This window comes from Vibrio sp. 070316B (genome assembly GCF_013114115.1).
Lineage (GTDB): Bacteria > Pseudomonadota > Gammaproteobacteria > Enterobacterales > Vibrionaceae > Vibrio > Vibrio chagasii_B.
Genome location: NZ_VTYC01000040.1, coordinates 19,594 through 34,534, shown reverse-complemented (window position 1 = coordinate 34,534; position 14,941 = coordinate 19,594). Strand labels below are relative to the sequence as shown.

Below are 14,941 nucleotides of genomic sequence, written 5' to 3'. Positions count from 1 at the left end.
ATTCTGATTATCGTTCCAGTTCTCTATCTATTTCTCTGTCTTCATAATCGGTGTCTCTATATTTTTCTAGTGCGATAGATTCCTTTTGTTGACTTATGTTTCTGTCATCGAAATAATCTAATGATTGACTGTCTTTCTCTTTTCTTTCATTTAATTCAAAGCTATCTAGTCGTTCCGACTGTTCATGTTTTATATCATCAGGAATTTCTTCTTTCGAGATGCTAGAAGCTCTATCCAGTTGCTTTATACACGATTCAATATCGCGATGCAGATCTTCTTCTGCAATAAAAGTAATGTCTCTTCCATTAAAGTTCTCCATGATTTTTTCAATGTTGTTCGGGTTCAAGTCTTGATTGCCTTGACTCAAGACAATAATTACATTCTGCCGTAATTCGTCGGTGGATAGATTTTGAATGTCATTCTTATGGTTGACATTAATAATGTCGACTTTGCTTTGAGTCTCTTCTCTAATTAAATATGATTGCTCAATAGATGTGCTAATTATTGTTGCGTGTAAATGTTCACCTTCGTGGAATTTCGTAAACTGTTTCGATTTTGTCCCCAATACTCTTGGGTTAATATCGAGGGTGTTATCTTTATTCCCGTTCAAGTCCAGGTATGTGATTTCAACGGCCTTCGTTTCTCCATTCTTGTCGTGGATATTTGTTAGCATGGCAGGGTGGAGGGCTTTGTCTTCAGAAGAGTACACCGAGGGGTGATATTTAACATGCTCATTCTCAATGTTATTTATGCCCAACTTGTTCAGATAAGATTGCGCTAAAGAATCGTTAATGGGTTGACTCTGTTTTATATAATCCTTGGCCCTTTCTTCAAATTTTGCGATATGTCTTGGCGTGGTGTTTATCAATTTCTCGTGATTAGGGTTTGTTGATAATTGATGTTTATCAGGCTCATTGATCATACTGTTTGCTATGTTCATCGCTTCCTTATATCCAATATCTTTGTGACTCATTATGAGGTTAACGAGTGAGCCTTTTTCTCCCGTCGTGTAATCTTTGAAATAACCACGGTGGGAGCCCGTCAAACTTACTTTTATGGCCGATTGACCTATTCCGAAGGTCAGATAATCTCTATCCGACTTACTCATGTTCGGTGTCCCTAATAATACTTTAGCTAGGCTCTCGGTATATTTAGGAAGGGTCTCATTAATATGGTTTTTGAATTTTTGATAATCAAAGTCACCACTGGCATTTTGAAAGCGTGTGTCCTCATGTGGCAGTGCATTGCGGTTAAAATACACGGTATTTTTGGGAGGAGTCTGCTCGATGGTTTCCAACGCGCTCGATTTATGGCTTTCTTTGGATAACCAGGTTTTGACCAGGTGCTCCGTGTTATCGGTATAGAGACGTATGTGCTGACTCGCACGGGTAACATCGATACCGGCACGTCTAAGGTTGGTTAAACTCCCTTTACTCTTAATTGCGGTGATGACGTGTGGATATGTTGACCCCTGGGCCATATCAGCCGTGCGGCTATAGGCGTAATCCCAATGCCCATCTTGTAGGGTCGAAGGGTCGATAGTCAGGGATTGGCCCGTCGGTGATTGTGCCTGGATGACTTCGGAGGTTGCTTGGGTGATGTGGTATTCGACGTTCGCTTTGATGTCACGTGTCTTATCGGTGAAGCGCGTTACGATCTTATCACCGGTTGAGAGTGGCTTTTCAGCCACGGAAAACAGAGTCGTAAACGTGTGGTCACGGTTTCTAGGTAAGAAAGTCGCAGTTTTGCCCGTTTTATGACGCTGAAGTGTCACGATGCCATGCTCTGAGTCAACACCGGTAATGGTCGCGTATTCCCCTGGCTTTGTACTTAATACTAAGCCTTTTTGATAAGGCATCATGGTGGATAGTTCCTCACCCGTCGCGCCCACTGAGCGAAGGCGTGTCGCCATGATGTTTTCTTTACCCAACTCCCTGTTTTTGATGAGGCCGTCGCGAATGTGCTCAGTAATCTCATCACGTTCAATGTTGGTGTAGGCGATGATAAGGGTATTGTCGCGCGTCTCTGGCGTACGCTCTAAGTAATCTTTGGCCACAACGTAAGAAAGTTTGGCTGTCGCTTCCAACTGCGCTTGGCGTTTATCTTGGGCATGTTCATCGAGTGTTGAAATAACGTGTTGGGTTTTTCCTTGAGTGTCGGGGGCTTGTTTCTGGAGCTTGTCAAGCGCACTGTGTGGTTGCTTATCAATGGTGTTTTGCGCCGCGTTGAGTAGCGTGTCGTTTTGCTGACGAACAATGTCGGTCATATCAGCGCTATCGATTCGGCCTTGACTCATCGCTAGTTCAAATGGCTTACCGGCACTGAGTGACAGCAACTGTTCTTTGTCCCCTAAAAGAACGGCTTTGGATTGACTGGCCAGAATGAGATCGGTGAACTCTTTGGCCTGCTTATTGCTGACCATCGAGCTTTCATCTAAGAAGAAGAGGTTGCCCTGGTAATCACTCGGTTGACGGTTTCCCTGGCGTAGTTCAGTTAATAAACTTTCTAAGGTCTGCGCTTTGACGCCCTTACTTTCTAGCTCTGAGACGGCCGCGTGGGTTGGTGCTAGGCCAATGACTGTTTGCGCTTTCTCCTGGTTAACAGCTTTCACTGATTGAATAAGTTCAATATTGGATTCGAGCATGGTGGATTTACCCGTGCCGGCTAAACCTTGAATGGCCACAAAACTGTCTTTTGTGGTCGAAATGAGCGTGACGCTGCTTTTTTGTCCCTCTGTGTGTCTGGGCTTTTCAGCAAGGTACTGCGCCACCTGTTTTGCTGATGCAAAAGGCGTATGCTGATGCTTACCTTGATCAATATTCGCTAGGATGTGTTTTTCTGTGTCTAGCGCGGTCTGGGTTGTCCATCTCGTGCCGTCGCTATAGTGCGCGGATAAGGTATCGCTGCGTTTGGCCAACTCCGCCTCAATATGGGATTTACTGACCGATGTGCCGGCTTCTTCAAATGCGTAACGCACGGCCTCGATCACCAGCGCTTTTTGACTAAAGGCGGCTTCTCGCTCTGATAGATGGTTAAGCGCAAAGCTTACGGCCTTTTCTATGAGGGGAGTGCTTTGGTCCCGAGAGAGGGCGGATAGTGCCGCGTTGACGTCCTGCTTGAGTTCGTTTGCAGTACGACCATTTAAATAGCGGTCGTTGACCGGGTTTGGTGTCATGACGCGTTCGATAGCTGACGGAGTGACCTGGGTTTTACCGAGAGCATGATGCGCTTTCTCCATATTGTCGGTAAAGATATCGATGCGCCCGCTCTTTTCTGTCAGCTCTGTGAGCAGTGGTTTTGACAAAGTGAACGCTTTGGCTGATAGCAAAGTATGCGATTTTAATTGGATATGACTGGCCGTATGGACGTAGTCGTAGTTCAGGTTGGCATCCTTGAGGGCTGTGAGGGGGAGGGTTTTTGTTTGGCCCTGATGGTCTAATGTGATGGTATCTTTATCGAGTGCTTTGACACGATAGCTTTGGTGTGCGGTTAGGCCGGCGGCTTTATGATGGCTAGCGGCTTTGATGCGTTCACCCACTGCAATATTCAAACTCTCAGGCTTAGTCAGTTGCATGTTTCTATTTTTAAACTCAGAGGTGGATGGATCAAAGTGAGTGCTCTGCCCATCTTTTTGGCGAAGTGCGGTCATGGTATTGCTCTCTTTATCGATGCTGGCGATGACAAAGCGCTGGGGCTGCTTGTTATCCCATTGGGTGAGTATCATGCCTGGCTTGTAATGTTGAACGAGTGGTTGTTGCGCTTTAGAGAGAAAGTGAGGAACTTGAGTGAAGAGGGTGGTCTCGATGCGAGAAAGGGCGTGGGTGTTTTTTAGCTGCGTCCTTATCGCTTCGGTCAGACGCCGTTGTTCAACGCCAGAGGTGGCTAATACTTGAGTCTGATCCTTGTCTGTCAGGTCAGCATACACGCGAGCCAGTCGTTGCGTATCATTGTCGTGAAGATTCACTTGGCTGTCTTGGCTTTTCCCATTTATCCAGGTGTGACTCTCAACATGGCCCTTACGGTATAGCTCGATGGCATTGTGCGCTTTAAAGCCTTGTCGGTTCGTGACGCGATTGAGCATCACCACTTTGCTGTTCGATTGCTTAGCCTTTTCGGTGAGTGCCAGCAATTCATTGGCACTCAGTTTATTTGCTTCATCGATGAGCAATACGTCTTTGTTGGTTAGGGGTAAGTCACCGTTCAACAAGCTGTGCGTGGTATGACGATGCTCCGAGCTGAACAGTTGGCTGACCCAGGCACTTAAAGTGTGGCTTTTTCGTTGAATGTTTTCCATGCTGTTTTGTTTCTCCCTGGCGTTGGGTGAAACCAAGTGAACCCTTTTGTGACTATGGTTGCCGAGATTCAGTAAGTGCTGGGCCATCGGTTTTGAGTCGCCGTGAACGTTCACGATGTGAAATTGTTTGGTTGACTGGTACACGTCGGTAAGAATTTGTTGTTGCTTGTGAGAAGCCTTGAGTTGATTGAGTACACTCGGATTCACGTGGGTTCTCATGTGGTGCGCACGGCCTAGTGTGGCATCCATGAGTGCGCGCTCATTATCGAGTAGGGCTTTTGATGTGTATTGACCTTTCTCTTGGAGCGCAATTAACTGGCCGCTTTTGATAAGCTCATCGGAGGCTTGCTTTAAATCTAGAGCATTCAATTGCGTTGTACCTAAAGTGAAATCAGCGGCCGCGATCTCGATGATTTTTTCAATGTGCAAGGTGGTTTTATATTGTCCCAAATGTTCAACGGCGCGATGGATTGCTGCCTTAGCTTCTTGTGTTGATGGGCCGACACGTTCAGTCGAAGCACGCTTTGCCAGAGAAACTAACTGAGCAGGGTCATGCCCGTGCTCTTGGATCTTGGTTTGCCATTTGTGGTTGAGTGTTTCATGGCTGTGATAGGTTTTGGCTTTGCGTGTATCGAGTGCGGCCGTATCCCTTGCTGTTTGAGTATTACCGAAATCCAATGCTTTTTGGTCGATCTGCTTTTTTCTCGTGGAAAACTCATCAATAAGGGATTCTGGTACGCCAGCAACTTCAAACTGGCCATTTCCGACCCCACGCATGCTGAAGCCGAGGTTTTCAGCACTTTTTGCAAGGTGGCTTTGGTACAGTGAGGTGTAATATTTTTGAAAATTATAGATGCGTTCACCCGATCCGTTAATCACCCCTCCTTTTTGCTTGAGGCACGTTGATAACGCGCGTAATTCTCCTGCTTGATCACGCGTCATATTGGCGGCGAGGGCGTGAGAGTGGAGCTGCATATCATTTTCACGGCTGGTTTTATGCCGGATCACTGCAAACATCATAGCGTCCGTGTTTTCGTACTCTTGGACGCCTTTTTCATGGGTAACTTTCACTTGAGCAACGTCTTTTTCTATCTCTGTGAGCGCAAACTTTACTGCTGCGTTGTGAGCGTCAATCAATTGAGTATCACCGCCCGCCAAAGCCAAGAGGCTAATGGACTTTGGTGCTGAAAAAGTCAGGTCGACCCCCGACTTATGATTCGCCCTCTTGCCTTTAATCGTTTCTTGGCCAAGATGGCCAGAAAGGACAGACTCTAAGATCTCTTTTTCTACCGGCTTTCCCGCTAAATTGACTTCTTCTGCCAATTTTCCATGCCAAAAAGTGGTTTCAGGCTGGTCTGTTTCTTTTAGGTAATAATTATCTCCTTCTCCTTTCTCAAGGGTGACGTCAGGAAGGTCTTTAGGGTTTTCTTCGCCAAGGTAGTATTTTGTTGCGCCAGAGGCGGACTTGAGTGCGCTGATTGAAAGCATGAGATTTTCCTTAAGGAATGCCAAATACCGCAGGCAATAAGATTGAGCGGTATTTGGTCGTTAGTAGTTTTTATTGATTAAGGTTGTATTTGAGTCGTTCGGCGATGTGGGTTTTGAAAGACTAATTAAAATTAGTCTTAATGCACTATAACTAAATTTACTGTTCCTAATGGAACTCTATCAACATGCAGCTATGAGAGCAGTAATATGAAACCACGGTGTGTGGCGCCATAAAGAGGCATCCGTTTGAAATGATTTAAGGTGGTTTACACCTGGCAACGTACTTTGTTATGAAACCTCAAAATTGAGTTGAGTCATTAATCTGCAATGCCTCCAATGTCAACTTCGGGAGAGATGGCTTGCTCTTCAATGACACGTTGAGCTTGCTCTTGGTACTCATGATTGTCTCGATCCTTTGACTCGACCATCTCTTGCACGGTGTCACTTTGCATCGCTTCTCTCATTTGGCTAGCTTCATTCAACATTTCTTCTTTGGAATCAAACTTAGCTTGTTGTATATCCAGCAACGGTTGCTGCTCTTCTTTTGAGAGGTGAATACTAGGCGCGACGCTCTCATAATAGGTCGCTTGTGCGTAGGCTTCTTGCATTTTCTGTGACAATGTCACGCTTCTTTTGTTGAATGACGGACAAATGTCTTTCATAACATCGAACTCCAAGTCCAGTTTGGTGATGAGGTCAACGCCTGGTGTGCGTAAGTAACATTGCAAATCGTCCAGGGCTTGTATCTCACTCGGGGATACCACAGGTCTTGTGACCGTTTGATGGCCCAGAGAGACGCCATCGCGCAACGTGTTTGCACCGTAAGAGACGTTTTCCTTGGAAATATCGACTTCTTGCTCACCCAAATCCTTAGAAGAGATCTGTGCCATTTGTGCTGAGGGGGCGCGAAAGAAAAAGCGCGTGTTCAACAAATCAAACATCTCATCGGCGGCGTTCTTGCCGTAGGTCTTTACCAACTGCGCGTACGATTGGATACCAATCAAATAGCACCCCCCGAATTTTCGAACTTCGGCAATAATGGAACCCAGCTCAGGGAGTTTATGAAGACTCGGCATCTCGTCCATTAATACCCAAATGCGTCGTTTTTCATTGGGTTCAAGTCCGAGTATGGCGTTTGAGGCAATCGCCAACCACATCGAGATAAGTGGTCTCAGTGAAGCGTGCTGTTGGGCGTTGCTCGATAGGAACAAAAAGCCACTTTGCTCATCGTCTTGCACCCAATCAGTAATGGAAAAAGGCTTCTGCAGGGCGGCTTCACGATCCTTATCATCCAGCCCATCCAGAAATCGCATACTTTTCATGTAGGTGGCCAACACTGACTTAATGGAAATAGCCGTTTTCTTGATGTCCTTTGAAGCTAGAGCGGCGGCTTCTGTCCCTTCCAAGAAGTTACCAAGCGTTTCCAGCTCACTGGTTAGAATCAAGCTCAGCAATCGAGCAGTGGTCGCGGGCTTGTTGTCCTGGCTCATACGAAACGCAGTGGAAGAGAAAATGGTACGCGCTGAGTCCACCCAAAACGGATCACCATCACCATGTTGAGGAATGAGGGCCGCCGCCATGTTTTCAAAATCGGGCGCGTCTTTGGCGTCGCACCAAACGTTCCAGTTGGCGCAACGCGCATCAAACGGGTTTAAGATCACGTCCGTATCTGGGCGGTAAAATTTACTGGTAAACACACACCCTTTGTCGTAGATGATGGCTTTATCCCCGCGTTCGCGTATCCAACGCAACAATTTGCGGATCATAACCGATTTGCCCGCACCTGTGGTGCCGTCTATGAGTAAGTGCTGTACCTCAAATGACTGCTTAAGCAGGGCGTGGCCATCAATCTTAAATTGTGAAATTGAACCATCGCCATAGCCCCGCTTACGGGTCACTTTCGCGCGCTTGATTTGTGCCTTGGTAAGTACGTCAGGGGCAACTAAACGAAAACCACGAACATGGAAATCTTCACTCTGTTTTTCCCCTTGAACTTTAAAAAATCGTTGCAAGAGATAAAAGATGAAAAAGCCAATGGCCATTGAGAGCAAATAGTAAATTTGAAAGTTGTGCCATAGTCGTTCGTGGATATCGAGCAGCACGGGGTTCTCAAGTTGAGAGGCTAGAGTAGATTGATAGCGCTCTCCCTCCCAAATGGTGCTAATCATACTATCCAGGGGCTTATCTAGCTTCGCGTAAAAAAAGTTTCGCCAGTAATAGAACTCACCCCAAAGCGCATTTGGTGGGGCTTGCAAGAGTGTCAATCCCACAGTTGAGATAAGCATACCCCACCCAATATACTTAATCAGGGCATTATTAACTTGAAAAAACATTCGTATTGAATGAAAGGTGACTTGGCCACCACGGGTAAAATGGTTACTTTTTTTTCGGGTTCGCATCTGTGCTCCTAATTCAAGAGTTTACATTGAGGCAACGGATAAATGACACATTCAACGGGACTTATAAGAAGCTTCGCACTAACGATATGGTTTTCTCTGGGAGTAATCTGCGAACGACAGGGGTTACCAGGAGTCTGATAGTGCATAGTTCAATCTAAAAGGTTTTAGGTGAACAGCTCGCTAGGCTTATGTCTAATGTCGATAAGATTTGAAAGGTGGATTCAAAGGATGACAAACTTTGTTTGTCGGGTTTACTTTACCTCTACATGCAAGCATATAGCAGCTAAGGCAAACCATAATTTATTAAGCAATACTAAAGTTAGGGGGGTAAAGTCGCCCAGTATTAGGAAACTGAATCCATTGAATGTCTTGCTTGTTTAGTTCTCTCACGACTGTAGTGGAAAGTTCTAGCCTTCCGATGAGAGGGTATGTGCAATGGATGTATTTGCGTTTTGATATGGCTGTCTTTAAAAAGTCATCAACAGAAGATGGGCCTGACGCGATAAAAAGTTCGTCTTCTTTAACAAAGGCTTCTTGCATAAGCTTTTCCAAACGTAAGCAAAAAGTTAGGCGTTTAGTCTATAGCCTAGCTTGCTTACCAGTAGTAGGGGAAGGGTATTCTCATTGTTAGCCCCATTAAAAAGACACGCTAATTGCGTGCCTTAATATGGAGAGCCGATTTTTGCTCAGTAGTTAAAACCAACTAAACGATGCGCTTGCGGTACTTGGTCATAACAAGGGTATTTAGTTTGAAGGCCGTAGACTATAAGCCCACTCACACCACCAAATGAAGCAGCACCATTATATACATCAAAGCGATTTGGGTTATATTGCAAGTCTCGCTCTAAGCCATACCAAATGACACTCTCTATAAACTCAGTTGGATTTTTTGCATTGTGACTGACCGTTTTCAAGCTTCCTCCAGGTGGGCAAAACCATGGAACCACGTTGGTCTGAATTTGTTGGTTGATACTGCCAATATGTGCCGACTGCATCCCCCACAAAAACGCCTTGAGCTGCGCGTGCTCCGGCGTACCAGGTTTATCAAGGTGTCGAATGAAGTAAGAAAGATTATCAACACGACCCATTTTCTCGATTTGATAATCAGATAACTCATTTGATTCGTACTTCGCATTCAATTTGCTCACTAACGCCTTTAATTCGGAGCTTTTGTTCCAAGACTGTGCCATTGCTGGCAAAGATACTAAGAGGCTCAGTAATGCCATAGTTATCCACTTCATATTTCATTCCCACCTTTAATATACACCTAACATATTAACACAGTTTACTACGTGTTTAAATATACAGCGCTGTGTTTTTAAACACTATTTTTGAGGCGGTTGATTTAATGGGTAACTCGTATTAGTCGGACTGCCCACCCGCGTCGGTTTGATCGGTTCAACCTCTTGCTCGACGTCTATTTTTACTGAACCATTTTCAACCGACGGAGACGGTAAAGTCGGCTCAACCTGATTCTGCATGTGACCGGCGACCAACAAAGCATTGCCTTTCACGTTATTGTAGTTGCGAGCAACAAACAGTTCTCCACTCTCATTGAGCTGAAACATGTCCGCAGCGATTTCATCGGTCTGAGAGCGCGCGTTGACTGCTCCTGAACCTATGAAATGGTTCTGCTCTGGCGTTAAGGTCGGCGTCCCACCTAAATCCTGCGGCTCATATTTACCTTTGAGCGCCTCCAATGAGGCTTTGGATGTGTCCACGCCATAGTGCTTTTGAAAGTCATCACTGTTGATGTAATCATTAAAAGCTCGCCTTACATCTTGAATGTCCTCCGGCTTGTAGGCATTCATCAGGCGGGACACTTCTTTGTCATCTCCTAGCATTGTGCCCTCTAAGTATTGCTGGAAGCCGGTGATGGTGCTGGCACTGAAGTTCACCGTGTCGTTTGTCAGTCTTGATTGTATATGACTGAGGCTGTCGACTTCGGCATTGGACGCATTTACCGCAGCCGCCGTTTGTTGGGTGCGTTGGAAGTTCAACGCAAAGTCGTGCGCGTATTGCTCAACTTCATTACGGTTTTCTTTCGCATCCAGTGTGCGGCCCGCGCGCTGCATTTCTGTGGCTCCTTCACTGTATTGTGCGGTCGCTTGAGAAAGTGACTGTTTCTGCTCAGCACTCATTTTACTGAACGATTCTCGCTCATCTTGACTCCAATTGACTCCCGCTTTAGCACTCATACCAAAAAGTAACTCAGCGCCTTTTGGTGTACCCACTTCGATGCCACCACTAATCGCTGTCATGTAAGCCCTTGCTTGATCGTGTGTCCAGCCAGTCGTCTCCGATACACTTTGAATCGCAGATTCCATTTTGGCATGCGACTGACTTATCTGGCCTTCAGTTGATATTGACTGACCATCCCCATAACTGCGATTTCGACTCCAGTTGTCATTCCAACGATCACTTTGCGAAAAGCCTTTCGAAAAGCTGTCATTGAAGCTGTTCATGTGTTGCGTTTGAGCTGTTTTCGCGTCTGTGTATTGGTCATTGATACTGTTTTGCAGCATGGATGAGGCTTGCGCTTGCCACAACGGCTTGGATTCAGCCTCTTGTGCGTTGTACGTCTTACGACCACCATCATTCTGAAAGCGTGTGACGCTAGTGCCATCCGCTTGCTGCGCGGTACTCATTCCAGTTCTCATTAATAGATTGTCGTCAAACTTATTAGCTGAAGTATTATTAAAGCTGTGGTTTTGCATTTGTAAATTACCAAAGTCCAAGTTTCCGGTGGAGGAGGCTGCTGAAACGCGAGCGTTGGTGCTATTAATCATGCTTGCTAATTGATAGTTCATAGCCTGAGCGGCGGCGACCCCACCTTGCAGGATTTTTCCGGCTAAGACAGGGATCGACATCATTAAAAAACCCGCCATATATCCGTAACGCATGTGTAACTCATCCAATGCATTACCATTAGAAAGTGACAGCCCATTCATCGGGTTAGCCGTTGCCGTAGAATGGGATTCGAGCGTCCAGGTCATGATCGCATTGAGTATCGCAAATAAGCTCGGCCATACTGCCAAGTAAGCAAACGTCTTGATGTAGTTAGTCAGCACCATTTTGGTGAACGCGGGTATCAGGGCTACCGCTGCGATCATAAACCCTAAACAACTAAACAAAGTAAAGAGCATGGTATGCATCATGGGGATGAACTCTCGGGCCTGCATCCCTAAGGTTGCCCACATTGAGGTTTGCTGCATCTTGTTCGAGGTGTACGCGTAGTTCATAGCCGATGCGGATGGATCGAGGTTATCAATGCTATGTCGCATCGCATTCATTGTCATATTTTGCTGAAGTACATTGACGGCGTTGTTACTGATCCCAATGTATTTTTGATAGCTGTCTGACATAGCATTTTCTATATGGGCTCTATAAATATTAGCCTTACTGCCATGAAGGTAAGTCGCAATCAAATCAAGCTCTTCAGCTGCTGAACCAAGGAATCTGCGCTTTAAGTCGGGGTAGACTTCTTCACAGGTTTTAAAGGACTGGCTGATATTATTTAAAATCACCCCTCGTAGTGGACTCATATTCTGCCCATCCAGAAATGTGAAAATATCCGGCGCGTTCAAGAGAGATTGCCAGGAGTATTTTTTGTTGATTTGAATGTCCCCGATGATGCAGTTTTTGAAAAAGTCATCCCATAGCCTTCTTAGCTCAACGTCTTTTAAGTCGGCTTGACGCGATAATTGATAGAGCTCTGAGCCAAACATCATCCCTGTACGACCATAACGTTCATCATCGACTGTCGTGAAAATAGACTCTATTGTATCTGCGCTACCGACCATTAAAGTTGAGAAAAACCACGTTGGAAGAGCTACCAAATAAGGCACATTTGCCACCGAATAACCCGCGGTAGGCTCCGTTCTATCGATAATCTGCATGTTCACGGTTTGCTTGATCAGCATCGAAGGTACCAACGTAAATACAAGAGCCCAAATGTAAATGTGCTTTGGGTTACGCGAGGCCACAAAGTTCGCGTAGGTAAGTGCGGCTCCAATCATAAGACTGATAGACGTCATTGACGCGAATGATTGGCTGGCAAAAAACATTGCAATTGCATTGAGTGCTTTTTGTATCGCCGCGCCTTGAGTGTAAGTGTAATATTCGAGTGTCACGTTACCCTCCAAAAGACAGGTTCTGTAGAAGTTGCTTATTGACCTTACTCATGGAACCTTGATCTGTTTCTTTGTACGCCTGATTCAGTTGTTCTTGTGTTAAAATCAGTCGTTTAGCTTTTTCGGTTAAACCATCGGTAAAACGACGAGCTCGGTCGACGTCGGTCATAATAAGGTCAATATCTTTGCTATCGACTTGAGTTTGATTGAGTGACGTGGTCACTACTGTCAACATATTGTTGAGATAGCGAGTCAGTAACTCAATCGCAATGATGCGCGAATAGGCCGCAAAGTTGGGGTACTGATTGCCTCTCACAGCTCCGACAAATACCGCCAATACGGGTGTTTCTGTGTATTCCAAAAAGCTTTTTTGACTATCTGTCAATTTGGTGTCACTGGCCACGCTCATGTAAAGCGCTTCTAGGGTTTTACGAATACGCGATTCCAGCCCTTTGTCTTGAGCTAACGTGAGTTCTTTTTTAACCGGTGACAGGCAAGCTTTTGGGCCTTGGTTATCACACTTGTAATACTCAACCTTTCCACCTTTGAGTAGCGCTTGCACTAAATTATTATTATCTGCTAAGAGTGACGCATAATACTTCGGAATCCCGTTAGCGTCGTAAACATACGTACCCGATAAACTCATCAAAAACTCAGCCAATGATTTATCACGCGCTAACCAATCGTTTTTCACGGCGGCTGACCATACAATGTTGTGGCTAGTTTTTGTAATGTCGTCGAGACCAGATGCCCCATCAGCGCGCGCGTTGTTCAATTGTGCTTTGGCTTGACCACCAACGCCACATTCGGTTTGCGCAGCAACCCAATCGTCAAATACATTTTGTTTGGTTCCCAAAGTTTTACAGACGTGCTTTTTTGCATCCGCTCCCCCAAATGATGCAGCTAAACCACTGACGGCCGCTTGCGCAGCCTCACATGAGTTAATGGATTGATTGAGGAATTTATCAGCAATATTTTGTAAGTTGTCACGAATTTGTTTGATTTGTGGCGCCCAAACTTGGAGAGCCAAGTCGACTGCAAAAGGTGGAGCATTTTGCACCACTGCTTTGCCAAATTGAACCAGACCATCAGAACTAATGTGTGAGAACCCCCCCATAAAGGCGTCGATGCCGCCGCAACCCATAGAGACATCAGGCAAATTAACACTTACAAGCTGTGCACTCTTGATGGGGGAGCGTACGGAAAGTGAACCGCCGTTATAGTAGCTCGCAGCTTGTCCCTTATAAGCATTCGGGTGAGTAACATTCGTGTTATAACCTAAATCATTAAAAAACCCATCCAAAGAGGAATTAACACCGCCCGCCTTCACGCTGCTTATCATAATACCACTCAGCCCCAGGGCGAGGACGAATGGACGCCATATAGGTCGTCGTTTCGTATGATTCATTGCAACGCCTCCAGTGTCTTAGGATCGCTTAAAATGCGCGTGATACTTTGGTTCAATACATCAGCTGATACATCCCCAATCGACAGACGCACAAACTTTTGAGAGTTCACATTGATGAAAAATGTCGCAGGCACAGTGATACTCCGAGGATTATCAAAAAACATTTGACTTATCTCCGGCGTAGCTGGAATAGGTACGGGGTAATGTGGGATCGATTGACCATCGAGTGAAAACGCGTATGTTTGTAATTGCTGAAGCTCAGTAACGTGTTTCAGCTTAGGCGCGAAGCGGTGACAGTAAGGGCAATCACTTCGAAAGAAAAACACCATCGCATAGTCGTCGTTCGGGGAGGCCTGAGCCGCTGATAGTGGTGACAGGGCAAAGAGGCATAATAATAGGGTTCGGATTAACATAGAGTGTCTCTCTGAGTCGTGGCAAGCATTCGCTGCCTTAAAAATCGGGGGTTTGATAATCGTTAGCTACGTTATAAAAACGGCCTAACAACGCAGTTTGAGAGATAAAACCGTACGCCAACGGTTTCATCTCACCAGTGTTGGGGTTAACTAAAATCAGAGCAGGCGAAAAAGGCACCTCAACTTTGTTGTCGTTCACTCGGTTTTCCCGAATGCCAGACACAAACGTGTGGTCGCGAGACAGACCTAAAATTTCAATCCCGTGAGTATCGGCAAAGCTTTGCATTGATGGTGCCAGTTGCTGGCTGAGGGCATCTTGGCCGTCATAGACAAAGAAAAAACCCCATCCTGCTTCACGCATGTGTGCTAATGCCGCAACTTTCTTCTCTCGCTCTAATTGATGATAAGTTCCTCGTGCGGCAAATTCGGCGGGGCGATCTTTTAGATAAGAAAGCTCAGGGTTAGCATGCAGCACCTTTTTGAACGTCATGCCCGTTTCACTGGTACGCTCACCAATGAACTGGTTAAGCTGCATTACTGTTTTTAGCTTGCCTTCGTCTTTAGAATTTATGGTGGCGTCGTTGAGAGCTTCTTTGTAGGTCTGATGAAACCAATCCATTTGCTCAGTCGCGCTCATCACCCTTGTGGTTTGGTTGGGTGGAATGGGCTTAGGGGGCGTTTTTTTGGAGGCCGGTTTAACCACCGGCTCGTTATACCACTTCCAGCCGAGGGGGGACTGGCTTGCCTGCACGCTGCCCCCATAGAGCAAGGTCAACGCAAGCAAAGTGCGTGTAATGTGTGTCATT

General features: G+C 45.8%; 7 protein-coding genes. All 7 read right to left on the bottom strand.

The features are described from left to right. Positions 1–7: 7 nt before the first annotated feature. The 7 genes from traI to traF all read right to left on the bottom strand — a co-directional run bounded on the left by traI (position 8) and on the right by traF (position 14,940). Positions 8–5,782, bottom strand: coding sequence for a conjugative transfer relaxase/helicase TraI (traI, locus tag F0251_RS21720; RefSeq protein ID WP_171731785.1), 5,775 nt, complete (start codon positions 5,780–5,782; stop codon positions 8–10). Between the two features lie 317 nt (positions 5,783–6,099). Beyond that, complete coding sequence (traD, locus tag F0251_RS21715) at positions 6,100–8,181, bottom strand: type IV conjugative transfer system coupling protein TraD (protein WP_102353077.1); 2,082 nt, start codon at positions 8,179–8,181, stop codon at positions 6,100–6,102. Between the two features lie 686 nt (positions 8,182–8,867). Then, entirely contained in the window at positions 8,868–9,422 is a 555-nt protein-coding gene (locus F0251_RS21710) for a hypothetical protein (protein WP_102353075.1), read from the bottom strand. An 84-nt stretch (positions 9,423–9,506) separates the two neighbouring features. Next, positions 9,507–12,314, bottom strand: coding sequence for a conjugal transfer mating-pair stabilization protein TraG (traG, locus tag F0251_RS21705; RefSeq protein ID WP_171731784.1), 2,808 nt, complete (start codon positions 12,312–12,314; stop codon positions 9,507–9,509). Position 12,315: 1 nt separating this feature from the next. After that, positions 12,316–13,722 carry a conjugal transfer protein TraH gene (locus tag F0251_RS21700; RefSeq protein WP_102353115.1) on the bottom strand — a complete coding sequence of 469 codons (1,407 nt, stop codon included), beginning with the start codon at positions 13,720–13,722 and terminating at the stop codon, positions 12,316–12,318. Continuing rightward, entirely contained in the window at positions 13,719–14,135 is a 417-nt protein-coding gene (gene trbB / locus F0251_RS21695) for a type-F conjugative transfer system pilin assembly thiol-disulfide isomerase TrbB (protein WP_102353114.1), read from the bottom strand. The genes F0251_RS21700 and trbB overlap by 4 nt, the downstream gene beginning before the upstream one ends. 37 nt (positions 14,136–14,172) lie before the next feature. Then, positions 14,173–14,940 (bottom strand): type-F conjugative transfer system pilin assembly protein TraF, encoded by a 768-nt coding sequence (gene traF / locus F0251_RS21690; protein WP_171731783.1) that lies wholly within the window; start codon positions 14,938–14,940, stop codon positions 14,173–14,175. Position 14,941 lies beyond the last annotated feature (1 nt).

Bases quoted from the DNA above. Each gene is read 5' to 3' on its own strand.
- trbB (WP_102353114.1), bottom strand. From the start codon at position 14,135: ATGTTAATCCGAACCCTATTATTATGCCTCTTTGCCCTGTCACCACTA.
- F0251_RS21710 (WP_102353075.1), bottom strand. From the start codon at position 9,422: ATGAAGTGGATAACTATGGCATTACTGAGCCTCTTAGTATCTTTGCCA.
- traI (WP_171731785.1), bottom strand. From the start codon at position 5,782: ATGCTTTCAATCAGCGCACTCAAGTCCGCCTCTGGCGCAACAAAATAC.
- traF (WP_171731783.1), bottom strand. From the start codon at position 14,940: ATGACACACATTACACGCACTTTGCTTGCGTTGACCTTGCTCTATGGG.
- traD (WP_102353077.1), bottom strand. From the start codon at position 8,181: ATGCGAACCCGAAAAAAAAGTAACCATTTTACCCGTGGTGGCCAAGTC.
- F0251_RS21700 (WP_102353115.1), bottom strand. From the start codon at position 13,722: ATGAATCATACGAAACGACGACCTATATGGCGTCCATTCGTCCTCGCC.